Origin of the sequence: Trinickia symbiotica, from assembly GCF_002934455.1 — a bacterium.
GTDB classification, from domain to species: Bacteria; Pseudomonadota; Gammaproteobacteria; order Burkholderiales; family Burkholderiaceae; genus Trinickia; species Trinickia symbiotica.
Window position 1 is genome coordinate 184,117 of the sequence record NZ_PTIR01000008.1, and the last position, 23,123, is coordinate 207,239.

20 protein-coding genes and 1 pseudogene are annotated in these 23,123 nt (G+C 62.2%); 10 read left to right on the forward strand and 11 right to left on the reverse strand.

The window, feature by feature from the left end; genetic code table 11:
* Positions 1-89 precede the first annotated feature (89 nt).
* A pseudogene (locus B0G57_RS31740) lies at positions 90-278 on the reverse strand (tautomerase family protein); the annotation flags it as partial.
* Positions 279-570: 292 nt separating this feature from the next.
* On the opposite strand from B0G57_RS31740, the gene B0G57_RS31110 reads away from it, so the two are divergent.
* Together B0G57_RS31110 and dapA are read left to right on the forward strand one after the other, a co-directional pair.
* Entirely contained in the window at positions 571-744 is a 174-nt protein-coding gene (locus tag B0G57_RS31110; RefSeq protein ID WP_158256615.1) for a hypothetical protein, read from the forward strand.
* Between the two features lie 114 nt (positions 745-858).
* Positions 859-1,767 carry a 4-hydroxy-tetrahydrodipicolinate synthase gene (dapA, locus tag B0G57_RS14030; protein WP_018444008.1) on the forward strand — a complete coding sequence of 303 codons (909 nt, stop codon included), beginning with the start codon at positions 859-861 and terminating at the stop codon, positions 1,765-1,767.
* Here dapA and B0G57_RS14035 read toward each other — a convergent pair.
* The 8 genes from B0G57_RS14035 to B0G57_RS14075 form a co-directional block, all read right to left on the reverse strand.
* Entirely contained in the window at positions 1,689-3,437 is a 1,749-nt protein-coding gene (locus B0G57_RS14035) for a tetratricopeptide repeat protein (RefSeq protein WP_018444009.1), read from the reverse strand. The genes dapA and B0G57_RS14035 overlap by 79 nt on opposite strands.
* Positions 3,438-3,559: 122 nt before the next feature.
* Positions 3,560-3,871: a high-potential iron-sulfur protein gene (locus B0G57_RS14040; protein WP_026230284.1), complete on the reverse strand. Its 312-nt coding sequence runs from the start codon at positions 3,869-3,871 to the stop codon at positions 3,560-3,562.
* 93 nt (positions 3,872-3,964) lie between these two features.
* Complete coding sequence (locus B0G57_RS14045; protein WP_026230285.1) at positions 3,965-4,726, reverse strand: SDR family oxidoreductase; 762 nt, start codon at positions 4,724-4,726, stop codon at positions 3,965-3,967.
* A gap of 179 nt (positions 4,727-4,905) precedes the next feature.
* Positions 4,906-5,967 (reverse strand): alkene reductase, encoded by a 1,062-nt coding sequence (locus B0G57_RS14050; RefSeq protein ID WP_018444012.1) that lies wholly within the window; start codon positions 5,965-5,967, stop codon positions 4,906-4,908.
* Between the two features lie 113 nt (positions 5,968-6,080).
* On the reverse strand, positions 6,081-6,383 hold the full coding sequence (locus B0G57_RS14055) for an ArsR/SmtB family transcription factor (protein ID WP_018444013.1): 303 nt from the start codon (positions 6,381-6,383) through the stop codon (positions 6,081-6,083).
* A 672-nt stretch (positions 6,384-7,055) separates the two neighbouring features.
* On the reverse strand, positions 7,056-7,604 hold the full coding sequence (locus B0G57_RS14060; RefSeq protein WP_018444014.1) for a hypothetical protein: 549 nt from the start codon (positions 7,602-7,604) through the stop codon (positions 7,056-7,058).
* A gap of 527 nt (positions 7,605-8,131) precedes the next feature.
* A complete protein-coding gene (locus B0G57_RS14070; protein ID WP_018444016.1) occupies positions 8,132-8,965 on the reverse strand; it encodes a helix-turn-helix domain-containing protein in 834 nt (277 codons plus the stop codon).
* Between the two features lie 42 nt (positions 8,966-9,007).
* A complete protein-coding gene (locus tag B0G57_RS14075) occupies positions 9,008-9,565 on the reverse strand; it encodes a carboxymuconolactone decarboxylase family protein (RefSeq protein ID WP_018444017.1) in 558 nt (185 codons plus the stop codon).
* A gap of 252 nt (positions 9,566-9,817) precedes the next feature.
* On the opposite strand from B0G57_RS14075, the gene B0G57_RS14080 reads away from it, so the two are divergent.
* Entirely contained in the window at positions 9,818-10,336 is a 519-nt protein-coding gene (locus B0G57_RS14080) for a class IV adenylate cyclase (RefSeq protein WP_026230286.1), read from the forward strand.
* 103 nt (positions 10,337-10,439) lie between these two features.
* Here B0G57_RS14080 and B0G57_RS14085 read toward each other — a convergent pair whose 3' ends face one another.
* Positions 10,440-11,141, reverse strand: a complete 702-nt coding sequence (locus tag B0G57_RS14085) for a FadR/GntR family transcriptional regulator (protein ID WP_018444020.1) — start codon at positions 11,139-11,141, stop codon at positions 10,440-10,442.
* Between the two features lie 298 nt (positions 11,142-11,439).
* Here B0G57_RS14085 and B0G57_RS14090 point away from each other — a divergent pair, with 298 nt between their 5' ends.
* The 7 genes from B0G57_RS14090 (at position 11,440) to B0G57_RS14120 (ending at position 21,222) form a co-directional block, all read left to right on the forward strand.
* Positions 11,440-12,993: a sugar ABC transporter ATP-binding protein gene (locus tag B0G57_RS14090; protein ID WP_018444021.1), complete on the forward strand. Its 1,554-nt coding sequence runs from the start codon at positions 11,440-11,442 to the stop codon at positions 12,991-12,993.
* A complete protein-coding gene (locus B0G57_RS14095; protein WP_026230287.1) occupies positions 12,986-14,017 on the forward strand; it encodes an ABC transporter permease in 1,032 nt (343 codons plus the stop codon). Before B0G57_RS14090 ends, B0G57_RS14095 begins: the two co-directional genes overlap by 8 nt.
* Positions 14,018-14,054: 37 nt before the next feature.
* Positions 14,055-15,002, forward strand: a complete 948-nt coding sequence (locus tag B0G57_RS14100; RefSeq protein ID WP_018444023.1) for an ABC transporter substrate-binding protein — start codon at positions 14,055-14,057, stop codon at positions 15,000-15,002.
* A 230-nt stretch (positions 15,003-15,232) separates the two neighbouring features.
* The gene (locus B0G57_RS14105; protein WP_018444024.1) at positions 15,233-16,591 is read left to right on the forward strand and encodes an MFS transporter; all 1,359 of its coding nucleotides are present in this window, start codon (positions 15,233-15,235) and stop codon (positions 16,589-16,591) included.
* Positions 16,592-16,612: 21 nt separating this feature from the next.
* Complete coding sequence (locus tag B0G57_RS14110) at positions 16,613-16,933, forward strand: hypothetical protein (protein ID WP_035469779.1); 321 nt, start codon at positions 16,613-16,615, stop codon at positions 16,931-16,933.
* Between the two features lie 255 nt (positions 16,934-17,188).
* Positions 17,189-19,777 carry a bifunctional lysylphosphatidylglycerol flippase/synthetase MprF gene (gene mprF / locus B0G57_RS14115; protein ID WP_018444026.1) on the forward strand — a complete coding sequence of 863 codons (2,589 nt, stop codon included), beginning with the start codon at positions 17,189-17,191 and terminating at the stop codon, positions 19,775-19,777.
* 11 nt (positions 19,778-19,788) lie between these two features.
* Positions 19,789-21,222 carry a virulence factor family protein gene (locus B0G57_RS14120; protein WP_018444027.1) on the forward strand — a complete coding sequence of 478 codons (1,434 nt, stop codon included), beginning with the start codon at positions 19,789-19,791 and terminating at the stop codon, positions 21,220-21,222.
* Between the two features lie 79 nt (positions 21,223-21,301).
* Here the strand turns inward: B0G57_RS14120 and B0G57_RS14125 are convergent, their stop codons facing one another.
* A complete protein-coding gene (locus B0G57_RS14125) occupies positions 21,302-22,969 on the reverse strand; it encodes an ATP-binding cassette domain-containing protein (RefSeq protein ID WP_018444028.1) in 1,668 nt (555 codons plus the stop codon).
* Positions 22,970-23,123 lie beyond the last annotated feature (154 nt).

Here is a 23,123-nt window from a genome sequence, read left to right on the forward strand (position 1 = left end):
ATATTACGTTGGCGTGGGTGGAAGTCAAGAACGGGTTGCGAATATTCGCTGGTGCGCCCCGGCATCGAGGGTCACCCGCATTTCGACGATCATTTCGATTTCGGCGGCAGTCCCATCTTTTCCAGCGTCAGCGTTTCGTCGGCGCGGCCCCAGCCGCCGTCGGCGACTTCCTCGACGAGCACCATCGAATAGGGGCGGACGCCTTCCCCGAAGTATTCGACGAACATCGCCGTCGTGCGATGGATGATTTCCTCTTTGCGGGCGTGATCGAGGATGCCTTCAGGGAACTTTTAATTTGCAAATGGCATGGATTGCTCCAATTTGGGTGGTCCCAGGATAACGAGGCAATGTGCGCGCGTCGCCTGACGATGAGCCTTATCGGGCGATACCGCTTGCCCGCGCGTCGTCTGCGAGAGCGTCGACGGAACATTGTTGCTGGTGAGCCTTGGCCGATAAAGGGATTGCGATGGGTAACTGCATTCAACGCGCGTCAATAATTCACGTGGCGCGCGGGGCATCGGAGCGGCGGCTCAACGCAAAGATCGATGCGCATGGGACACGGAATTAAATTTGCACTGGATCAATCCTGGCGCACCAGATAAACTGCGCCGAATGGAACCCGCATACCCGCTTCTCCTCGTGATCGCCATGCCGCAGATGCTCGCCGCGCCCGGCGCAGCAGGCGTCGCGTCGCGTGCGATCGCGCTTCCGGTTTCCAAAGCCAAAAAACAGCTGCTCGTCTGACCGGCACGCTGTTGCCGTCGGACTTGCGACGGGACAGCGGCAAACCGGCTTTCACCCCTGCGCCTTCCCCTCATTGTTCGACGGATTCCTTCGGTCATTTTTCGAGGTGAAGACATGTCGATTTTTTCCGGTATCTGGATTCCGCTCGTCACGCCGTTCTCGCGTGGCGCCGTTGACCACGGCGCGCTGGCGGCGCTCGTCGATCGCTATCGCAAGGCCGGCGTAGCGGGCTTTGCCGCGTTGGGCACCACCGGCGAGCCCGCGGCGCTCTCGCTCGACGAGAAGGATGCGGTACTAGACACGATCTTGCGGGAGGCGGAAGGCGTGCCCGTCATTGCGGGCCTCGCCGGAAACCAGACGGCGCAACTCCAGAACCGCGTGCGGCGCATGAACGAGCAGCCCGTCTCAGGCCTTCTCATCAGCGCGCCTTATTACATTCGTCCTTCGCAGGCGGGGCTTGTCGAACATTTCGAACGACTGGCCGATCTGAGCACGAAGCCGATCGTCCTTTACGACATTCCGTACCGGACCGGCGTGCGCATCGAGCTCGATACGTTGCTGACGCTTGCCGCGCACCCGCGCATCATGGCGATCAAGGATTGCTCGGGCTCTGTCGATACGACGCTCGCATTGATCCGCGACGGGCGCTTGCAAGTGTTGGCCGGCAACGACGACGCGATCTTCAGCACACTTTGCATGGGCGGCAGCGGAGCGATCTCGGCCAGCGCGCATCTGCGGACAGAGCGCTTTGTGGCGATGCATCGCGCGCTCGCCGAGGGGCGGCTGGCAGATGGCCGCGCGATTTTTCACGAGCTCGCGCCCCTCGTGCGTGCGCTCACGTCCGAACCGAATCCCGCTCCCGTGAAGGCGGCGCTTGCGGCGCTTGGGCTGATCGACAATGAGTTGCGCGCGCCTATGACGCGGGCGAGCGAGGCGTTGACCGATCAGCTCGCGCGACTCTTGAGTGCCAAGGCTTCAGCCACGGCATCGATGACGCTCGCCCAATCGCCGAGCGCGGGCTGACGAAAGAGACGGGCGCTCGGGTACCACGGGCTGTCCGAACGCTCGATCATCCAGCGCCAGCAGGTGTCGAGCCGGTTCATGATCCAGACCGGCTTGCCCATCGCGCCGGCGAGGTGAGCCGTCGACGTATCGACGGAAATGACGAGATCGAGGTTGTCGACCAATGCGGCCGTGTCGGCGAAATCGATGATCTCACCGGTCCAATCGACGATAGCCTGGCTTGCTTCGCGGCCCGCGCGCGCGGCTTCGAGCTGCGCGGCGGGCGGCCCCTTCTGCAGGCTGAAGAAACGGACGCCAGGCACATCGATGATCGGGCCGAGTTGCTCGAACGAGAGCGAGCGCCGCGAGTCGTTTCTGCGCAGCTCCGGTACATGTGGCCGGCTGCCTCCGGCCCAGACGAGCCCGACGTTGAGCTTCGCATCGTTTCGGGCTCCGTTTTCGGCTTCATCGCCGATTTCGGCAATGCGGGCGCGAAACCGTTCGGACTCCTTCGGATCGGCAAAGAGATAGGGCGTCTTTGCCGGTATCGTCGATATGTCCGTATGCAACGCCAGTGGCAGGCTCAGAAGGGGGCAGTGGTAGTCGAAGGATGGCAGCGTCTGCCCCGCTTCGACGAGCTGTGCGACACCTTCGAGTCCCGTGAGTAGCCGCATGAGTTCGGGTTGCACTTCCAGAATGACCTGTGCGCCTTGCCGCGCAACGAGCGCCGCGTAACGGCAAAACTGCAGCGTGTCGCCAAGGCCTTGCTCCGCATGCAGGAGAATCGTCTTGCCCTCGAGCGGCGCATCGCCAAGCCACAACGGTGCATCGAATGCGCGCTTGCCCGCCTTGATGCGCTTGCGTTCCCAACGCCATTCGTACTCGGCCCAGCCCGCGTCGAACCGACCCATCTGCAGCAGACAAAGTGCGCGATTCCAATGTGTTTCGACGGCATCGGGCCCGAGGGCCAGTGCGCGGTCATAGCAGGCGAGCGCGTCCTCATGTCGGTTCATGTCGATGAACGTGAGGCCCAGATTGTTCCATGCGTCTGCGAATTCCCCGGACGCCGCGAGCGCGCGTTCATAACTTACTTGCGCGTCCGACGGCCGGTTCATGTCGCTCAATGCGTTGCCGCGGTTGCTCCAGGCCTCGGCATAGTCGGGGCGCAGCGCGAGCGCCTGGTCGCAGCTCGCGACGGCATCGGCGGGCCGTCCGAGATCGCGCAGCGCGCAGCTGCGGTTGCTCCACGCCTCGGGAAAATCGGGCTTTCCCGCGATCGCTTTCTCGAAGCTCGCGAGCGCATCGAGCGGACGCTCGAGCGCCGCGAGCGCCATGCCGCGATTGTTGAGCGCATCGGAAAAGCCCGGCTTCAGCGATAGCGCGCGATTCGCGGCTGCGAGCGCTTCCTCGTGCCGCCCGAGCAAGTTCAGCGCGAACGAGAGATTGGAATAGAGCGGCGCCTGCGTGGCGTTGATCGAGAGAGCCTGCTTCAGGAGTTCGGCACCTTCCTCGATGCGGCCGGTTTGCAACGACAGTGCGCCGAGCAACTGCAACGCATCGAAATGGCGCGGACGTTCGGCGAGGATTTCGCGATAGAGCTCCTCAGCATCGGCGAACGCGCCGTTTTGCTGAAGCGCGACGGCTTGCTCGAGCAATTTGTCGAGATGTCGCTGTTTGCTGGGCTTGCTCATGAACCGGGGGCCGCTTGGACTTCTGTGAAGGACATACGTAATCGTAGTTTTGGGAATATGAGCCGGACCGTCGAGGCCACGTTCATCGGCTGGCGGAACGCGAAGCGTTCTCTAATAGCGCATTAGGAGTTCGTATAGGCGTTACACCAACCGGCGGCTGCCACCTGCTTGTTGCCGAAAATGATGCAGCCTCCGTAGGGATCGCCAGACTGGCCCTGAAAGAGCGAGCAGTTGGCGCAAGTCTGTCCGGGCTTGTACGCCGGAGACGTCGCGACATCGACCTTCGTCGCATCGAGCTTGTAACTGTACTGCTTGGCCTGCGGATCACTTTCATCGAGCTTGAGCGCGGTATCGGCTAGGACTTGGCGTTGCCAAGTCAGTGCTGAGACGGCGGCGACGCTGCCAATGAGAAAAGTGCGGCGCGATGCTTTCATGTTGCTACTCCCTTTTATGCGGTGGTTGTCAGGATCAACGAAAACCATCAAAGGCGCCGCACTCGATGCGAACAAAGCGGGCGCGCAACCGCGTCATTGCGTCGGCAACGATCGCAAATCGACCGTCGGCGACTGGCCATAGGCATCGCTGAGCAGATAATCGACGAACTTCGTCGCCGCCTGTTCCGGCGACGTCAGCTGTCCCGAACGCTTGAGATCGACGAATTTTTGGCGCGAGGGAAAGTGCGCTTCGTCGACATTGCGAATTTCGGCTTGCATATCGGTATCGACGACACCCGGTGCGATGGTCGCGATGCGCAGCGCCGGTTCGGCGTCGAGTGCGATGCTTCGCGCATGATGGTCCAAGGCCGCCTTCGTCGCGCAATAGATGCTCCACCCGGCGTATGCGTTGCGCGCCGCGCCGCTCGAGACGTGAGCGATGCGACGATCGGGCGCGCCCGCGGTTGCCGCGGCGAATGCGCTTGAAAGCATGAGCGGTGCGGCGACGTTCAGCACGACGGAGCGTCCCACGTCCGCGGGCGATTGCGCGCTGCATGGGCCGATCGGCTGGGCGGTGCCGGCGTTATTGACGAGAAGCGCCAACCTGGCGCCTTGCAAGAATCGCTGCACGTTTCCATCGGCGAGCCATCTTTCGACGTCTTGCGCATCGGAGAGATCGACTTCGACTTCTTCGAATGCGCCCGGAAATCGTGCGGCAAGCGCGGGATGCCGCTTGCGAGCAGCGCCGAGCACGGCGAAGCCGCGGGCTAAAAGAACTTCGGATAGCGCGGCACCCAGTCCGCGTGTATGGCCCGTGACGATGGCCCTGGAGGCAAACGAGGTGGGGGAGGTCATGGCGAAACGCTGCATCCGCGAATTTGTCGAGAACAAAAGGATAACTGTTCCGATGGGCGGATGTGGCTGCAATGTGCATGCAGCCCGCGGCTCATTGCACGGCAACCGGCTCCGCGGGCCGCCTCCGTTATGGAAGGCGCCGGCGGAACCGGGCACAGGTTTAGACGCTGTGTGCCTGCTCAGGCAGCTACGGCGAGCGACGGATAGTCGATATAGCCGACCGGGCCTTCCGAATAGAACGTGTCAGGATTCGGCGTGTTCAAGTCGGCATCGAGTTTTAAGCGCTCCGGCAGATCGGGGTTTGCGATAAAGAGCTTGCCCCAAGCCACCGCATCGGCTTCTCCCGCGTCGAGTACTTTCTGCGCCGTTTCTTTCGTGAACCCTTCGTTTGCGATGTAGACGCCGCCGAATTCTTCCTTCAGGAACGGCCCGAGACGATCGTCGCCGAGCGATTCGCGCGCGCAGATGAACGCGATGCCCCGCTTGCCGAGTTCGCGCGCGACATAACCGAACGTTTGACGCGGGGTGGAGTCGCCCATCGAATGAATGTCGCGGCGCGGCGCGAGGTGCACGCCCACGCGTTGCGCACCCCAGACGGCGATGCATTCGTCCACGACCTCGAGCAGGAGGCGCGCGCGGTTCTCGATCGGGCCGCCGTAAAGATCGGTGCGACGGTTCGTGCTGTCTTGCAGAAACTGATCCAGCAGGTAGCCGTTCGCGCCGTGAATCTCGACGCCGTCGAAGCCCGCGGCTTTCGCGTTTTCCGCGCCCTTGCGGAAGGCGGCGACGACGTCGCGAATCTCATGCAGCTCGAGTGCGCGCGGTGTCACGAACGGGCGTTTCGGGCGCACGAGGCTCACGTGCCCTTCGGGCGCGATGGCCGTCGGCGCGACCGGCAGCTCGCCGTTCAGGAAGATCGGATCCGAGATGCGGCCGACGTGCCAAAGCTGCAGAAAGATGCGTCCGCCCGCGGCATGCACCGCATCCGTCACGACCTTCCAGCCTTCGACCTGCTCGTCGGACCAGATGCCGGGCGTCGCGGCGTAGCCGACGCCTTGCGGCGTAACGGAGGTAGCCTCGCTGAGAATGAGCCCCGCCGAAGCGCGCTCGGCGTAGTACTTCGCCATCAGCGCATTGGGCAGGCGCTCGTCGCCTGCGCGCTGACGCGTGAGCGGGGCCATGATGATGCGGTTCGGCAAGGTCAGGTCGCCGACGACTAGCGGATCGAAAAGTGTTGGCATGGCAATATCACCTCGTTGCGGGCTGCACGCCCGCCGTATGACGTTGAATTACGTCGATCGAACGATGACGAACAACTGACCGCGACGAAAGGACTGAGGGCCGGGGAACGGCCTTACAAATCCGATCGCAGCGAATCGAGAAACGCTTGGATGACGGCCTCGTTGCGCTTGAAAAAGCACCACTGGCCGATGCGCTTCACCGTGACGAGGCCGGCGCTTTGGAGCGTGGCCATGTGTCCGGAGCAAGTCGATTGCGAAAGGCCGACGCGCGCGTTGATCTGTCCCGCGCATACGCCCTGGTCGAGCGGAAGCTCCTGGGCCGGGAAGTTGGCCTCCGGGTCCTTGAGCCACGCGAGAATCTCCCGACGCACGGGGTTCGCAAGCGCCTTGTGAATGGCATCGATGTCTATCGTCATATCAAGCGTAGAAACTACAAGCCCAGCGGGGACTGCATCGCTGTTGGCAGAAGTATATATCGGAAATGTCCGATATGTTTAAGGGGCATTCGAGGGGCTGCCGGAGTTTGTGTGAGCGCACAAAAAAGGCCGTAGTTTCACCGCCACTGAGGCAGCATGCCCACAGACCTACCGTGGGCATGCTGCCTCAGTGAAGCGCGGGCTTTTCCCCTATCGATGGCGAGGGGCGTTCGGCGGGTGAGCGATCCTAATCATCGCCGCTGCGGCTGCCCGGCAGGAATCGGACGGGTCAGCCCGTGCCCATACGGATGGAGCGAATCTGGATTGCACAATCCAGCGGTCATGTTTATCATTCTGATCGTAGTCGGGAGCGCTGAGACATCGGTGCGATGGACGATTGTTCCACCCGGCTTCCCAACTCGACGGACCGCAAAGCGGTCCGTTTTCTTTCAAGGGCCAGAAATGAGCCCGAACACGCCCTTCATGGTGGCCCGCAATGCGGCTGCCCGCGGCCACGGTAGAAGAGTCGACGCATTCGTGAGCCCATTCTGATCATCGAGCGGTTCGACCGTATACCGCGCCGCGCCGCGGACGACCCGACGCGCATCGTCGGGGTTAGCGCCTACACGCCATCGACAGTTGCCAGGCGCTCGACGTCCCGTCTCGCTACGGCTAGATGTGTTGGTGTACGACCTTGATGCGATGGCCGAGTACTTTGCCGAGTTCCTCCGCAAGGCGCGGCTCAATCACCCAATTATTAAATCCGAAGCCGAGATTGCCGAACCCCCAATCGAGTTCGAAGAAAGTCCAGTCGACGATGCTGGCCGCACGAACGCACGCGGGGCACGTCAGCGTGTCATCGGACTGGCTTGCGCACCATCGGTCCACCGCTTCGTCCCACGGTACGCTCTCTAGCGAGTGCGCTACGCCGCAGTGGGGGCAGCGTATTCCCTCTGCGCCTGAGTCTCCTGTATGGAACACCGTCCGGTCCACCGATATTTCGAGGCCGCAGTGCAGCAAATCGCTGGCGACCAGCTCTGACCATGCTGCTGCTTTCGGTCCGGGGCGATAGAGATCCAGGTCGCCCAGCAAGCGCTCGACGTCAGGAAACGGCTGAACGATGGACTGTTGGATGAGCCATTCAAGGCCTCGCTGCGCAAAGATTGGTGCTTCTTGAAGGCTTGCGTCCAAGTCGACTACCCAGGTGATGTGATCGCTCATAGTTGGTTCACGGTAAATAGAGAAGTTGGAAGGCCTGGCTCCCATTGCACGCGCAGATCAACGACACAAGGAAAACGATCGTTCCATCGATACGTTGAAAGAGGCGAATGCAACGCTATTGCGGTGGAGCATCGATGATTCTTATGGTGGGAGGGCAGGACGCGTGCTATTCGACGCAAAACCGGACCAACGGAAGCGGAATTCGTGCGGCTTGGTGGCGGCCGGTGTGGCCTTCCTCCAGCGGATCATCGCTTAGTCGCCCGCAATCGCGTTCGCGGCGGGGCATTGAAGCGGCCACGAAGCGCCGAAGGGCGAACGCGGTTGTTTCGTTGCGTGCGGTCAGGTCGACGTCGACGCGCCAAAATAGCCGCCACAAGAATCGCCAAGTCTCCCTGCCGATGTCTTTATGCCATTAAAAATAAACGACTTTATGTCGTAAGGTGCTGCATCTTCGCGCAAAAAATAGCCGCCACGCAACGCGCCATCCCTCGAGGTGCGCACAGCCGACAGGCTGCTCGCCGACCTCTTCAAGATCGTGCGAGCAACTGCCTATGACGCACTTCGGTTTCCTCATCGGCGGGGAACATGCATTCCATGCGCAGTTCCTGTGCCGCAACGTTCTGGGGTGCGCCAACGGTCGTGACCATCGAGAAATATCGAAGCACGACTCCCTCACTGACGAAGCTCACCGGAATGACGGGCGTCATGGACGCGGCGGGCGATCCACGATGCGTCTTCCAGTCGCGCGGCACGTCGGGATAGGCAAGCAGTTCGTCGAGCAGACGTCGAGTGCCGTCGTCGATCATGTGACCGACCGACTCTCGATGGACGCGCTGCAGCAAGCTTCGCGACACCGTTTCCCAGTCGGCCACGAACGGACGCAGTCCCTTCGGATCGAAGACCAGATGCAGCATGTTGCGCGGACCTTCGCGCCAGGCCATGTCGACGAAACAGCCGAAAAAGCGCTGCGCCGCGTCGTTGGTCATCAGAACGTTCCAGTATCGATCCATCACGATCGCCGGAAACGGCTCATGCTGTCGAAGGACGCGCTCGAGCGCGCGGATCACGCCATGCATGTCCTCTGCGTTCCAAGGCGCCGCTGAATACACGGGCGCGTAGCCGGCGGCGAGGAGTAGGTCGTTGCGTTCGCGCAGCGGCACATCAAGCGCCTGCGCGAGTGCTAGCAGCGTGTCCCGGCCAGGCACGCTGCGCCCACTTTCGATGAAGCTGATCTGGCGCTGGGAAATGCCAGCCTCGAGCGACAGATCGAGTTGACTCACGCCACGCACGTCGCGCCAGTAGCGCAGCAAGTCACCGAGTTCGCTTGGCGGCGCTTCGAGATCGAAACGGGAGGCGTTCATCGGATTTCCGTGCGTGATCTAAGCGGAGTAAAGAAAGACGCCTCAGGATGCAGGCGCATGCCAGGCGAACTCCTCGAACTGCGCTTCGAGCGGTGGCTCGGTTACGCCGCTCGTGAAGTTCGTGATCGTCGATGCCGCCACCACCGCGATGACCTCTAGTATCTGCTCTGCACTGAATCCCGCTTCAAGAAAGCGCCTCTGGTTCGATTCGGCGAGGCGGCCGCGCTTTTCTATCAGCGTGCGTGCCAACGCCGACAGCGCAGCCAGTTTGGCATCATCAGGCAACAGGCCGTGCCGGATCGCATCCACATCGGTGCGATGCACGCCCTCCTTCAACGCGAGCGCGGTGTGAAACGCGACCGGCCACTCGCTGGCGTTCGTGACGGCATTCGTCAGCAACAGCGTTTGGATCTGCGGTTCCGTCAGACTGCTCGCGTGCACGCGCTCGAAGAGGCCGATGAAACCGTTGATCAGCACGGGCGATTCAGCCATCTTGGCCGCGATGTTCGGGATCTGGCCGAACGCCTGTTGCAGTTGATTGAGCACTGGCTTGGATTGCGCAGGAGCGGATTCGATCGTATGCACGGGATAGCGGGACATGGTATCTCCTTGGCCGCGAGCGCTGCCGGAATGGCGGCGCGACAGCCGAAGAGTAGAAGCGGCCGTTCCGTTCGCCAATTACATCGCATGTAATCAGAACTTGCCGGCAAAGTCGGTAAAGTACTGGCCGATCGCGGCAACGCGATCCGAGGCTGTCAAGCGGGAGTCTCTCTCGCGCAGCCTCGTGTTGCTCTACCCAAACAGCCGCTCGTCACATTAGGGCGGGCGATCGCACGAAATTGGACTGCAACAATGGCTAGGAACGTAGAAATCAAGGCTCGCATCGAAAGCGTTGCCGATCTTGCTCGCAGAGTCGCACCGATGGCGACTGAAAAGCCGGCGGTGATCAATCAGGACGACACTTTCTTCCACTGCGCCAACGGGCGCCTCAAGCTGCGCCAGTTCGACGACGGCACGGGGCAATTGATTTTCTACAAGCGCCCCGACCAACGTGGGCCAAAGGAGTCGTTCTACGTCCTTTCCGCGACAAGTTCACCCGATTCGCTACGCGAAGCCTTGGCGCTTGCCTATGGAGTGATCGGTCGAGTCACGAAGCAGCGACTGCTGTATAGGGTCGGTCGCACCCGCGTCCACCTCGATAAAGTGGAAGGGCTCGGTGAATTCATGGAGCTCGAAGTCGTTTTGGGGGAGGGTGAATCGACCGATGACGGCAATCGGGAAGCGGCTTCGTTGATGGAGCAACTCGAGATCGAAGACAGCCAGCTCATCGATGGCGCATACCTCGACCTATTGAAGCAGATCACCGGCTAGACGAGCGCCCGGCCCGAAGGTGCGGTGGCCACGAGACACTGCCCAGGAGGGAGGGCTCCCACGGAGACTTCCTCTCGGGGCCCCGGGGACGGTACCCGGCTTCTCAGCCATCCGCCGATTTCAGCACCCCGCTGATCCATCGCTCTTCCGACGCACTCAGGTGTGCGCGCATCATCGTCTGCGCGGCGATAGGATCACCCGATTGCAACGCCTTCAAGATCCTCTCGTGCTCGTCCGCCGCCGCGGTCCACGTTTGTGCGCTCTCGGCATGTCCGCGGATGGCGACCGCGAGCGGGTCGTGACGACTGTCGAAAAGCTCCGCCACGAATCGGCTCAGCACTAAGTTGCCGGCGCATTCCGCGATAAGCATATGAAACTGCCGATCCGCTTCGATCGGCGATTTGCCCGCGTTGGCCAGCCGGCGCATCCGCTCGATCGTGCGGCGCAGACGCTCGAGCGTGGCCGCGGTCATATGCGCGGTGGCAAGTACGACGACGCTTCCCTCGATCGCGGCGCGCGCCTGCATCAGCTCCGATGGACTGTCGCCGAGCGCACCCATCACCCCTTCGTCTCTCGCGCCTCCGTCCAGCACGTAGACACCTGAGCTCATGCGGATTTCGATTTGACCGCCGATCTCGAGCGCGACCAGCGCCTCGCGTAGCGACGGCCGCGACACCCCCAGCCTCTGTGCAAGCTCACGTTCCGGCGGCAGCCGTTCCCCGACCGGAAGCTCACCCTGGCGAATCAGGGCGAGGATTTGAGCGGCAACGGATTGGTAAAGCCGCTTTGGCTCTGTCATCTTCATTTTGCAGATCGTACTCGGTTGGCGAGCAGTGCGGAGGAGTGCGGAAAGAGTCTAGCACAGCGGCTCGAATCCCTTATCGGAAGCGGCTCTCCGCGACTAACAGGGGTTTACCCGTCTTGGTCAGGACAGTTCGATGAAATATATATCGGCTTGACCAAATCGACGGGTTGCTGCTTTAATCTTCGCAATTGGACTGACCAGTGCATCGCGCCAAGGTCGGCCGCTAACCGCTGAGGGATTGGACCAGGTGCGAAAGCGCCGGCTCCAGCCGAACCTCAGCCTGGGACCAGGAGACGGAATGACGATGCCGCACGGTCTGTCCGACCAGAAACACGACGGACCCGACAAGCTTTCAGGGAGTGAAATCCTGCGCTTGCAGGGCGTCGGCAAGCGCTTCCCGGGCGTGGTCGCGCTCGATGGCATCCACCTCGACCTGCGGCGCGGCGAGGTCCACGCCATCTGCGGTGAAAACGGCGCGGGCAAGTCCACGCTGATGAAGATCATCAGCGGCCAATATCAAGCGGATGAAGGCAGCATCGTCTATCGCGGCGAGCCGGTTCGCTTCGCCTCTTCCTCCGAAGCGCAGGCGGCCGGAATCGCGATCATTCACCAGGAACTCAATCTCGTTCCACACCTTTCGGTCGCCGAGAATCTTTTTCTTGCTCGCGAGCCGAAGCGCGGGCCATTCGTCGATTACCGCAGGCTCAATGCCGATGCGCAGCGCGCGCTGGCTCGAATCGGTCTGACCGTCGCCCCCACGACGCTCGTCGGCGCCTTGTCGATCGCCCAGCAGCAGATGGTCGAAATCGCGAAAGCGCTCACATTCAGCGCGGAAGTGCTGATCATGGACGAGCCGACTTCGTCGCTGACCGAGTCCGAGACGGCCCAGCTCTTTCGCATCATCAAGGAACTGCGCGCCGAAGGCGTCGCGATTCTCTATATCTCTCATCGTCTCGACGAGATGGCCGAAATCGTGGATCGCGTCACGGTACTGCGGGACGGCCGCTACATCGCGACGGACGACTTCGCATCGACGACGGTCAGCGAGATCATCGCGCGAATGGTGGGGCGCTCGCTCGACGATGTGTATCCGCCGAGACAATCGGTGCCGACCGACGAGATCATGCTGCGCGCGCAAGGATTGCGGCGCGCCGGCACGTTCGGCCCCGTGTCGTTCGAGTTGCGCAAGGGCGAAATCCTCGGTTTCGCGGGCCTGATGGGAGCAGGGCGGACCGAGGTTGCCCGGGCCATCTTCGGCGCGGACCGGCTCGACGCCGGCACGATCGAGCTCGCCGGCAAGGATGTCGCGATCCGCTCGCCGCGCGAGGCGATCCGCCACGGTATCGCGTACTTGTCCGAGGACCGCAAGAAAGACGGGCTGGCACTCGCGATGCCCGTTGCGCCGAACGTCACGCTCGCCAATGTTCGCGCGATTTCGTCGCGCGCCGGGTTTCTGCGGTTTTCCGAGGAAGTCGCGGTCGCGGAGCGCTACACCCGAGAGCTCGGCATTCGCACGCCGTCGGTCAACCAAATCGCACGCAACCTGTCCGGCGGCAATCAGCAGAAGGTCGTCGTCAGCAAGTGGCTCTATCGCGGCACGAAGATCCTCTTCTTCGACGAACCGACTCGCGGCATCGATGTCGGCGCCAAATTCGCCATCTACGGGTTGATGGACCGGCTCGCCGCGGACGGCGTCGGGGTGATTCTGATCAGCTCCGAGCTACCGGAAATACTCGGGATGACCGACCGGATCGCCGTATTCCACGAAGGTCGCGTCGCCGCGGTACTCGAAACGAAGTACACCAGTCAGGAGGAGATCATGCACTATGCGTCGGGGCGGGCCCATGCTTGAAATGACATCGAATCGCAGCGAAGCCGTCGAGAAAACGGCGCGTCAACGGCGCCGCGACCTCATTCAGAAGTTTGCCGCGCTCGGTAGCCTGGTCCTGCTCGTGATCGTGTTCTCGGTGACGAGCCAGGCGTTCTTCTCCGTCGGAAATCTGATGACGGTCTGCCTGCAGGTGACCTCCATTGCCTACCTGGGCGTCGCCGCCACCTGCGTGATCATCACCGGGGGCATCGATCTGTCGGTGGGCTCCGTCCTCGCGCTGGCCGGCGTCGTCGCGGCACTATTGGTGAAGGCGGGGACCCCGGTTCCGCTGGCAATGTGCGGCGGTGTCCTCGTAGGTGGCCTCTGTGGGCTAGTCAACGGCATCTGCGTGACGCGCATGGGCCTGCCCCCGTTCATCGCGACGCTCGGCATGATGCTCGTTGCGCGCGGCATCGCATTGCAGATCACCGGGGCGCGTCCGGTATCGGATCTGGGTGACGCGTTCGGCGCGCTCGGCAACGGTGCGCTTTTCCGGGTCTCGCACCTCGGGGCCGACGGATTTCCCGATACGACGTTTCCGGGAATCCCCTATCCCGTCGTGATCATGATCGTGCTTTTCATCGTCGCGGCCGTATTGCTCGCGCGCACGGCCCTCGGTCGCCACATCTACGCGACGGGCTCGAACGCGGAAGCGGCCCGACTCTCCGGCGTCAACGTGCGAGGCGTGACGCTCTTCACCTACGTGCTGTCCGGCGTGCTCGCGGGCGTGACCGGTTGCGTGCTGATGTCGCGGCTCGTTACGGGACAGCCGAACGAAGGCGTGATGTACGAGCTCGATGCGATAGCAAGCGCGGTGATCGGCGGAACGTCGTTGATGGGCGGCGTCGGCACGATTTCCGGCACCGCCATCGGCGCATTCGTGATCGGTGTGCTGCGCAACGGGCTCAACATGAACGGCGTATCGAGCTTCATCCAGCAGATCATCATCGGCCTCGTGATTCTCGGCACCGTTTGGATCGATCAGCTCAGGAACCGCAGGTCGTAAGTCAGAAGAAGTGCAACCAAAACCACAGGAGTGAGACATGAAGAAGTTTTCCATGCTGGCGGTATCGGCATTGCTGCTGACGTTGTTCAACACGGGCGCGCAGGCGGCGGGCGGCGAGATCGCCGTGATCGTCAAGACGGTCAATTCGAATTACTGGCAGAACGTGCAGAAGGGCGCGACGGCAGCGCTCGAGAAAGAGAAGGGCTACACGATGACTTTTCAGGGTCCGGCCGCCGAATCGGACATTGCCGATGAAGTCAATATGGTCGAGAACGCGGTCAATCGGCATGTCGCCGGCATCGTGCTCGCACCGTCCGATCCCGATGCGTTGGTACCCGCTGTGAAAAAGGCATGGGAAGCGCATATCCCGGTCGTGCTGATCGACTCGATGCTCTCAGATTCGGGCAAGCAGTATTACCAGTCGTTCCTGTCGACGGACAACAAAAAGGCGGGCGAACTGTGCGCGAAGGCGATGATCGACCGGGTCGGGCAGACGGGCAAGATCGCGATCATGTCCTATGTGCCGGGCGCGGGATCCGAGATCGGCCGCGTGGGTGGCTTCCGCGAGTACATCGCCGCGCACTCGAAGCTGCAGGTCGTCGGGCCTTTCTATTCGCAGTCGCAAATGGCGACCGCGCTCAATCAGACGACCGATACGCTTTCGGCGAATCCCGACCTGAAAGGGATCTTCGGCGCGAACGAGCCTACCGCTGTGGGGATGGGGCGCGCGCTGAAGCAAACGGGCAAGGGAGGCAAGATCGTCGCGATCGGCTTCGACGGTAACCAGGACCTGCAAAGCTTCGTGCGTGACGGAACGATTCAGGCGATTGCCGTGCAGGGTTCGTACCAGATGGGCTACAAGGGCATCCAGACGGTGGTGAGCGTCATTGAGCACAAGTCGGTGCCGAAGATGGTCGATACGGGTGTCGTTGTCGTCGATAAGCAGAACCTCGATTCGTCCGAAGCGAAGAACGTTCTCTACTGATGCTGCGGCGAGACGTGGATGTAACAACGGCTCTTCCTGGGCTCGGACCACTATCGCCGTAACACATAAAGATTATCCGTAGAATCGCATTGCCGTATATTGGGTGACCTCCGACAATCGCTGGCAGCGGCGTAGCCGCTGGCCGAGACAGACATAGATCCGCCGTTCGTGGCGTACCATGAGCGGCGGAAACTATCAGAACTACAGCGATCAACAGGAGGAGACACCCCATGAACGGGAAACCGGTCGTCAACATCCAGACGTTCATCGACGAGAGGCCATTCGGCGGTTTTCAATGGCTGATCTTCTGCATGTGCTTCGTGATCGTCTTGCTGGACGGCTTCGACACGGCATCGATCGGCTTCATTGCTCCATCGGTGCTGACCGAATGGCATTTGACCAAGCCCGACCTCGCTCCCGTGCTGAGCGCGGCGTTGTTCGGGCTCGCTTGCGGCGCGCTCACCTCGGGGCCGCTGTCCGATCGCGTTGGGCGACGCGCCGTTTTGCTCACGTCGGTCTTTCTGTTCGGCATCGCCTGCCTGGCGTCGGCATTCTCGTCGAGCATCGGCCAATTGACCGCGCTGCGCTTCGTCACCGGTGTCGGTCTCGGCGCGGCGATGCCGAACGCGGTCACGATGATGGGGGAGTTTTGTCCTAACCGCCGCCGCTCGACAGTGATCAATCTAATGTTTTGCGGCTTCCCGCTCGGCGCGGCGCTGGGCGGCTTTCTCGCCGCGTGGCTGATTCCCAATTTCGGCTGGCGCAGCGTGCTCATGCTCGGCGGTGTCACGCCGTTGCTGCTCGGTATCGCGCTGATCGTCAAGATGCCCGAGTCAGTGCGCTTCATGGTCGCGAATGGGCATCCGGTCGAGAGAATTCGCGCGGCGCTCGCGCGCATCTCGAACGACGCGATGAACGCCGGCTCGTTCACGATGACCGAGACCGCGCCGCAAGCGAACGGCAAAGGAATCAGCGTCGTCCTATCGCGCTCGTATCTCGTCGGCTCCGTCATGCTGTGGGTCGCCTATTTCATGGGCCTCGTGATTTTCTACGCGTCGATCAACTGGATGCCGATCCTGTTGAAAGATGCCGGACTGAACGCGAAGACCGCAACGTTGATTTCGGCGCTGTTCCCGCTCGGCGGAGTGGGTGCGGTGGTCTGCGGCGCGCTGATGGACCGGTTCAACGCGAACCGAGTCATCGCCGTAAGCTATGCGCTCACCGCGGTCAGCGTCTATTGGATCGGGCAGGCGGTCGGCAATGTCGGCATGCTGGTGCTCGCCGTATTCGTCGCGGGCGTGCTGATGAATACAGCGCAGTCGTCTATGCCGGCGCTGGCCGCCGCGTTCTACCCGACGTCGGGGCGGGGCACAGGGGTGGCATGGATGCTCGGCGTCGGCCGCTTCGGCGGCATTGCGGGCTCGTTCCTCGTTGCTGAGCTGACGCGTCGGCATTTTTCGTTTGCGGGCGTCTTCACGACGATTGCGATCGCGGGTCTCGTCGCCTGCATTGCTTTGTTGATCAAACAGATGGCGCGGCCCCATGCGTTCGAGGCGTCACCGAGTAAGATGGAATCGCTCGGTCACTGAGCTCATCAGGGAGGGATGGCCATGTTCAAGCGATTGATTGCCGCGGCAACGGTGAGTCTGCTCGCCGCGCTCACCGGTATTGCGTACGGACAAACGCAGGCGTTGTCGGGCGGCGCTTCGATGGCGCCTGGAACGGGTGCTGCCAACTGCGACACGCAGGCGGTGGGCAAGGACGGGAAACCGCTTACCGGCGCGGCGAAGAACTCTTTCATGAAGAAGTGCATGAGGACGGCCGCCGCCAAGCAATGCGAAGCAAACGCGGTTGGCTCGAACGGCAAGCCGCTCACGGGCGCGGCCAAGAACTCTTTCGTCAAGAAGTGCGTGGACTCGGCCGTCAAATAAGAACGATTCGCAAAGGCGAGCGCCGCTAGCCGCAGCGAGCGGCGCTCGATTCGCTCACCGTCGGTGCCTGATCAACCCATCGCTACGTTGGCCAGAATTTCGTGTCAACCGATTCGGCTTTGTAACGTTAATGAAATGTCACAATTTGCTATATCGGTTGATTCGCGGGTGTGACCGCTCTCCTCATGAGTCGACGATTGGCGCCGGTGCCGTCGTGGGCCGGGCGGTTCGCGCGCGTGGCCAACTGCTCGAGACATGCAGAGAAGTCAGGAGGATCGCTGCGCGAGGGTCGTTGCCGCCTTGCGCAGTACTTGGAGGCGCGTCGACTACAAGCGTCTGGTGTCGCCCGCGTTCGCACTTGGCATCTGCGTACTGCTGCTGCTCGCGCTACAGCACATCTCGCGCGATATCAACTATCACTCGATATGCCGGCAGCTTTTCAACTTCGATTCCGCTAGCTGGATCGCTGCCCTAGGCGTCACCGCGTTGAGCTTTGGCGCGCTCGTCGCACGCGATGCGGTCGGACTGCGTCATGTCGACGCAAAAGTGCCGCGCACGCTGCTGCTGATCGGCGCAACGGCTGCTTCGGCCCTCGGCAATGTCGCCGGCTTCGGCGCGTTGACGGGCGGCGCCGTGCGTTGCCGCGTCTACGGCGCGGCAGGCGTTACCCCTTCGCAGGTCGGACGCCTCACTGTTTTCACGAGCGTTTCATTGGCCTTCGCGTTGGTGCTCGTCAGCGCGATCGGTGCGCTATGGGATGCGGCCCCGCTGGCGGCCATGCTGCGTGTTTCGCCTGACATCCTGCGTTCGGGCAGTGCGCTTCTGCTCGTCGCGTCGGCCCTCATCATCGGTTGCTGCGGTGCTCGCACGAAAACGATACGCACCCGCTGGCAACGGTTCACCATCGACGTTCCCGCGAGGGCGGATTGGCTCGCCCAGCTCGCATTCGGTGTCGTCGACATCGCCGGAGCAGGGGCTGCGCTCTGGTGCTTCCTTCCTCATGGGAACGTGAGCTTCGTCACGTTTCTCGCCGTTTATTCCGCATCGCTCTTGCTCGGTATCGCGGGCCATACGCCGGGCGGCGTCGGCGTATTCGAGTCGGCGATGGTCTTCGCGTTGCGCGGGGACGTGACGGCGCCATCCCTGGTTGCCGGTCTCCTTGCTTATCGCGTCGTCTATTTCGGCTTGCCGCTGATGCTGTCGGCAGGCTTGCTCGCGGGCTTCGAGGGCCGAGCGCTGCGCGACCGGTTGCCGTTGCGGCGCGTGGCTGGCCTCGCGGAATCCGCGCCGCTCTTTCTTTGCCTGATCACATTCGTCGTTGGGTCGATGCTGATCGTGTCGGCCGCCACGCCCGCGTTTGCCCGACGGCTCGCCGTCCTCCGCGACGTCGTTCCGCTCTGGGCGCTCGAGAGCTCTCAACTCGTGAGCGGTATGCTGGGCGTGCTGCTGCTCTTCGTCGCACGCGGCTTGCTGCGCCGGTTGGACGCCGCGTGGTGGATGACCGTAGCGCTGACGTCGGCTTCTTTGGTTCTATCCGTCATCAAGGGCTTGGCATTCATCGAAGCTGGGGTGCTGGCTTCGTTGCTTCTGCTGCTCATATCGACACGTCGCCGCTTCAACTTGCATGCCGCGCTTTTCGCCGAGCGTTTCACCGCGGGCTGGTTCGTCTCGGTGGCGATCGTGCTCATCTGTGCGGCATGGGTGATGTTCTTCGCTTATCGCAACGTGCCCTACGATAACCAGCTCTGGTGGCACTTCGCGTTCGACGAGCGTGCGTCGCGCTCGTTACGAGCCATGCTGGCTTCCGGCCTCTTTGCGACCGCGTTCGCGCTTTGGCACCTGATGCGGCCGGCAGCGGGACGCTTCGTTCGTCCGAGCTCGGCGGATCTCGGCGATGCGATGCGGATCATTCGGGCTCAGGAGCGCAGCGACGCCGGGCTCGCCATGATGGGTGACAAGAGCTTCCTGTTTTCCGATTCACGCGAGTCGTTCCTCATGTATGCCAAACATGGGCGTACCTGGGCTGCGCTGCACGATCCGGTCGGGCCGCGCCGCGAATGGGCGGAACTCATCGGCAAGTTCGTCGATCTGGCGGTGAAACACGGTGGCCGGGCAGCCTTCTACCAGGTACGCGCCGACTCGCTGCCGCTCTATCTGGATTCTGGCCTCACGCTGATGAAGCTCGGCGAGGAGGCGCGGCTGACGCTCGACGGTTTCGATCTCGACGGGCCCCAGCGCGCGGGCTTGCGCTACGCGACGCGGCGCGCCGAGCGCGACGGCTGCACGGTGGAGGTCATCGATGCCGGCCATGTCGCCGAGCATGTCGATGTATTGCGGGCCATCTCCGACGGATGGCTCGAAAGCCGACGCGAGAAGAGTTTCTCAGTGGCCGCGTTCAGCGAGCCCTATCTGGCGGCGCAATCGGTGCTGCTCGTCCGCCAGAACGGGGCGCCGGTAGCGTTCACGACGTTCATGACGACCGACCTGAATGTTGAAGCGACAGTCGGGGTGATGCGTCATCTTCCGGAAGCCTCGCCTTATGTCATGGATTATCTGTTCGTGCAGCTGGCCATGCATCTGAAACGCCGTGGCTATCGTTCTCTGAGCCTCGGCGTCGCGCCGTTTTCCGGCGTGCAGCCGGCACCGCTCGGCTCGCCGCTCCATCGGATCGGCGCGATGGTCTGGCGCTTCGGCGGGCGCTTCTATAACTTCCAGGGGCTGCGTGCGTTCAAAGGCAAGTTTCAGCCGTGCTGGGAGCCGCGCTACCTCGCGGTGTCCGGTTGGGCGGGGGCGGTCGTCGCACTGGTCGATCTTTCTATTCTGGCGGGGGGGCGCCGTTCGTGACCATTCGTTCCATGTTGCAGAAATTCCGATGGCTCGCCGTGCTTGCGGGCCTCGCCGTGTGCGGCCCGACCTATGCGGCTGAGTCACAAGTCTCGGGGGGACGATATGGCGACGTCACCGTCGCATGGCCCGAAGGCGAAATGGGCGGCTTCGTCATTCTCTTTTCGGCGGGCAAGGGCTGGAGCCCTGCCGACGCGCAGGCGGCTCGCGCATTGGCGCATGAAGGCGTATTGACGGTTGGGGTCGACACGGGGCATTACGCCGCGAATCTTGCCGCCACCGGGCAAGCGTGCCGGCACCTCGACGGGGACGCCGAGGCGATCAGTCATCAGCTCGAGCGCCAGTTGAAGTCGAGCCGGTATTTCGCGCCGATCGTCGTCGGGGCGGGGCAAGGTGGGACGCTTGCCTTGCACGTTCTGGCTCAGGCGCCCGCGAATACGATCGCCGGCGCCGTAGCGCTCGATGCCGAGGGAACGCTCGATAAGCGTTTCGAACCTTGTGCGCCCGATCCGACGGTAAGCCGGGGGAGTGTATTGCCGGGTTTCGTCGAGACAGGTGTGACGACGCAGACTGCAATCAAGGCGTCGCAACAGGCGGAACGTTCAGCGGTGAAGGAAGGGGCCGATTCGCCGGGCTTTCACTACGGCAAGAACGTCACGAGTCTGATGGCTCCGCTTTTGGCGAAACGGCCGCGGGTGTTCCGCGGGACGACGACTCGGGCAGACCAGCTCGTTGCGTTGATCGGGCCGCATCTGCTGTCGCAGACGGGTGGCGAGCAGGACGTTTCGGACTTGCCGCTGATCGAACTGCCCGCTGCTCACCCTAAAGGGATGGTCGCCATCATCATGTCGGGCGATGGCGGCTGGCGCGATCTCGACAAGACGATCGGCGAGGAGTTTCAGAAGGACGGGGTATCGGTCATCGGTTGGGACAGCTTGCGGTATTTCTGGAGCGAGAAGACGCCGGAGCAGGTCAGCCGCGACCTGAGCCGCGTTCTGCGTGTCTATGGCGCGCGCTGGCATGCGGACTCGTTCGCGTTGATCGGTTACTCGTTCGGCGCGGATGTGATGCCGTTCGCGTACAACAGACTGCCGGCTTCGTTGCGAGACAGGATTGCCATCGTTTCGCTGCTCGGATTCGCCAACGCGGCTGACTTCCAGGTCCGCGTGACCGGGTGGCTCGGTTTGCCGGCGAGCGCTAAGGCGTTGCCGGCCAGACCCGAGGTCGATCGCATGCCTGCCGGCGTGATCCAATGCTTCTATGGGGAAGACGAGGACGATACGTTGTGTCCGGCCCTAGCTCCTACGCGCGAGGTGGTGCGCACGCCGGGCGGGCATCACTTCGGCCGCGGATACGGTGTGATGGAAGATCAGATCCTCGCGGGGTGGGAGAAGAGAATCCGCGGCGAGAATGCTGTTGTTGTCCATACGGGATCTACTCCGTAGACCTGCGTCCGTGCGCGGCTTGCGTCTGAGCGCCGAACCTCTGGTTATGCTCGGCGATCAGAGGATCCCTTTGCGGTTTTCAATCGGTAGCCTGCACGGACCTTGCATCTCGCCACGACAGTAGCTTGTCGGTTGGTTCCGCGACGTCATCGTGAGAGATGATGACCAGTATCGAGTGATTAAACCGTTCGCGGAACGCGGCAACAATCGATTTTGCCGAACCCCGATCAAGGTTTGTGGTCGGTTCATCGAGAATCAGCACACCAGCCTCGCGAACGAATGCCCGCGCGAGCGCGATTCGGCGCCGCTCGCCGCCTGACCAGTCCGCGCCCCTGTCGTTGATGCGGGCCGACAGCGTAAGTCCTCGCGCCGCCAGCATCTCCGATATGCCCAACCGCCGGGCGGCATCGTCGATCGCTTCGTCCGAGATCGCGGAATCGCCTAAACGTATGTTGTCGGCGACCGTCCCGGCGAAAACATAGTCGACTTGCGGCACATAGAGCGTGTGCCGACGTAGTTCCCGACTACTCATCGGCAGGGGATAACGTTTGCCGTCCACAATCACGGTACCCTTTGCCGCGGGAACGAGCCCTGCCAGGGTGCGGGCCAGCGTTGACTTTCCAATGCCGCTCGGTCCTTGAAATACCACGACGTCGCCTCGTTGCCATGCCGCCGATCGCGGCTCACCAAGGGGTCGATCGCCGTTCATCGTTATGACGCCGTGAAATTCGAAGGTTTTTACCGGCACGCGGGAAGGTGCAGCCGGTGGTCGCTCGCCATGAGCATCCCGGAGAACATTCGCCGCAACCTCCATGCTTGCCGACGAGCGCGTAAGGCGCTCCGCCGAACGCGAGAGATTGACGATCGGCGCGATCAGTTGGAAATAGGCGAGTATCAGCGCTACCAGTCCTCCTACTCTCTCAGCGCCTTCAGCCGGTGTGCTTGTACCAAGCCCGGATAGATAGACGGCAATCGTCGCAACGAGGCCGAGCCAATGAACGATTTCGAGCCGGACATGCTTGGCGAAATAGTGGCGGGCGTGTCGACGGACCTGGCCGTCGAAGTCCTCGAGCTGGTTGCGCAACTGGCTGGTCAGAAAGGTCTCCGTCCCGTAGCTGCGCACTACTTCGCCCAGTTCGTGCGCCGTTGCGATGTTCGCTAGAATGCCGCGTTGCGCCTCGTCGAAGGATTTGCCCAGTGCATATTCGTTGCGCACTTCATGAAGATTCCAAGCGATAAAGATGAATGCCGTCGAGAAAATGATGATTGCAGCGGGCCAGCTCACCTGCGCTGCGACGAACAAAACGGCAACCAGGAGGCCCGCTAGATAAGGCCCAACATCGATGAATAAGTCAGAGACGATTGCATGAGCAGCGTCTCGGCCTTTGTCGAAGGCATGCATCAAATCGCTGATGGAATAGCGCCAGAATGACCGGTCTGGGCGGAGCAGCGCGGCCAGTGTCGCAAACGCGACATCCCCACCGATTCTCTCGCGCGAGCGCAATGCAAAATAGTTCGCAGTGGCCGAGCATATGCCGCTGGCCAAGCCAATGCTTACGTAAGCGCCGAGGACTGGCGTCAGCCCGCTCCCGTGCATCACGGCAACGGTTGCGCGCGCCAAGACGAAGGGCTGAAACGCGAGAAACACGCTTGCGGTCGTAGCGCAAACCGCCACATAAAAGCCAACTCGGACGGTGTTGGGCGGGATGACGCTCCTCAACAGACGGATGTTGGCGATCAGCGACATGGCCTTTTCTTCAAGACGATCTTTGCCTGCGCGATCTGCACAGGGCTGGCGACAATAAAATCGCCGCAGTAGGAAGAGATGATTCGCTGCGAAAATCGGACGGAATTACCCCGAGGGGAGGCTCGGATGTCCGCTACATCGATGACAGAGAGTC

Bases quoted from the DNA above. Each gene is read 5' to 3' on its own strand.
- dapA (WP_018444008.1), top strand. From the start codon at position 859: ATGTCGATTTTTTCCGGTATCTGGATTCCGCTCGTCACGCCGTTCTCG.
- B0G57_RS14035 (WP_018444009.1), bottom strand. From the start codon at position 3,437: ATGAGCAAGCCCAGCAAACAGCGACATCTCGACAAATTGCTCGAGCAA.
- B0G57_RS14040 (WP_026230284.1), bottom strand. From the start codon at position 3,871: ATGAAAGCATCGCGCCGCACTTTTCTCATTGGCAGCGTCGCCGCCGTC.
- B0G57_RS14045 (WP_026230285.1), bottom strand. From the start codon at position 4,726: ATGACCTCCCCCACCTCGTTTGCCTCCAGGGCCATCGTCACGGGCCAT.
- B0G57_RS14050 (WP_018444012.1), bottom strand. From the start codon at position 5,967: ATGCCAACACTTTTCGATCCGCTAGTCGTCGGCGACCTGACCTTGCCG.
- B0G57_RS14055 (WP_018444013.1), bottom strand. From the start codon at position 6,383: ATGACGATAGACATCGATGCCATTCACAAGGCGCTTGCGAACCCCGTG.
- B0G57_RS14060 (WP_018444014.1), bottom strand. From the start codon at position 7,604: ATGAGCGATCACATCACCTGGGTAGTCGACTTGGACGCAAGCCTTCAA.
- B0G57_RS14070 (WP_018444016.1), bottom strand. From the start codon at position 8,965: ATGAACGCCTCCCGTTTCGATCTCGAAGCGCCGCCAAGCGAACTCGGT.
- B0G57_RS14075 (WP_018444017.1), bottom strand. From the start codon at position 9,565: ATGTCCCGCTATCCCGTGCATACGATCGAATCCGCTCCTGCGCAATCC.
- B0G57_RS14080 (WP_026230286.1), top strand. From the start codon at position 9,818: ATGGCTAGGAACGTAGAAATCAAGGCTCGCATCGAAAGCGTTGCCGAT.
- B0G57_RS14085 (WP_018444020.1), bottom strand. From the start codon at position 11,141: ATGAAGATGACAGAGCCAAAGCGGCTTTACCAATCCGTTGCCGCTCAA.
- B0G57_RS14090 (WP_018444021.1), top strand. From the start codon at position 11,440: ATGACGATGCCGCACGGTCTGTCCGACCAGAAACACGACGGACCCGAC.
- B0G57_RS14095 (WP_026230287.1), top strand. From the start codon at position 12,986: ATGCTTGAAATGACATCGAATCGCAGCGAAGCCGTCGAGAAAACGGCG.
- B0G57_RS14100 (WP_018444023.1), top strand. From the start codon at position 14,055: ATGAAGAAGTTTTCCATGCTGGCGGTATCGGCATTGCTGCTGACGTTG.
- B0G57_RS14105 (WP_018444024.1), top strand. From the start codon at position 15,233: ATGAACGGGAAACCGGTCGTCAACATCCAGACGTTCATCGACGAGAGG.
- B0G57_RS14110 (WP_035469779.1), top strand. From the start codon at position 16,613: ATGTTCAAGCGATTGATTGCCGCGGCAACGGTGAGTCTGCTCGCCGCG.
- mprF (WP_018444026.1), top strand. From the start codon at position 17,189: ATGCAGAGAAGTCAGGAGGATCGCTGCGCGAGGGTCGTTGCCGCCTTG.
- B0G57_RS14120 (WP_018444027.1), top strand. From the start codon at position 19,789: ATGTTGCAGAAATTCCGATGGCTCGCCGTGCTTGCGGGCCTCGCCGTG.
- B0G57_RS14125 (WP_018444028.1), bottom strand. From the start codon at position 22,969: ATGTCGCTGATCGCCAACATCCGTCTGTTGAGGAGCGTCATCCCGCCC.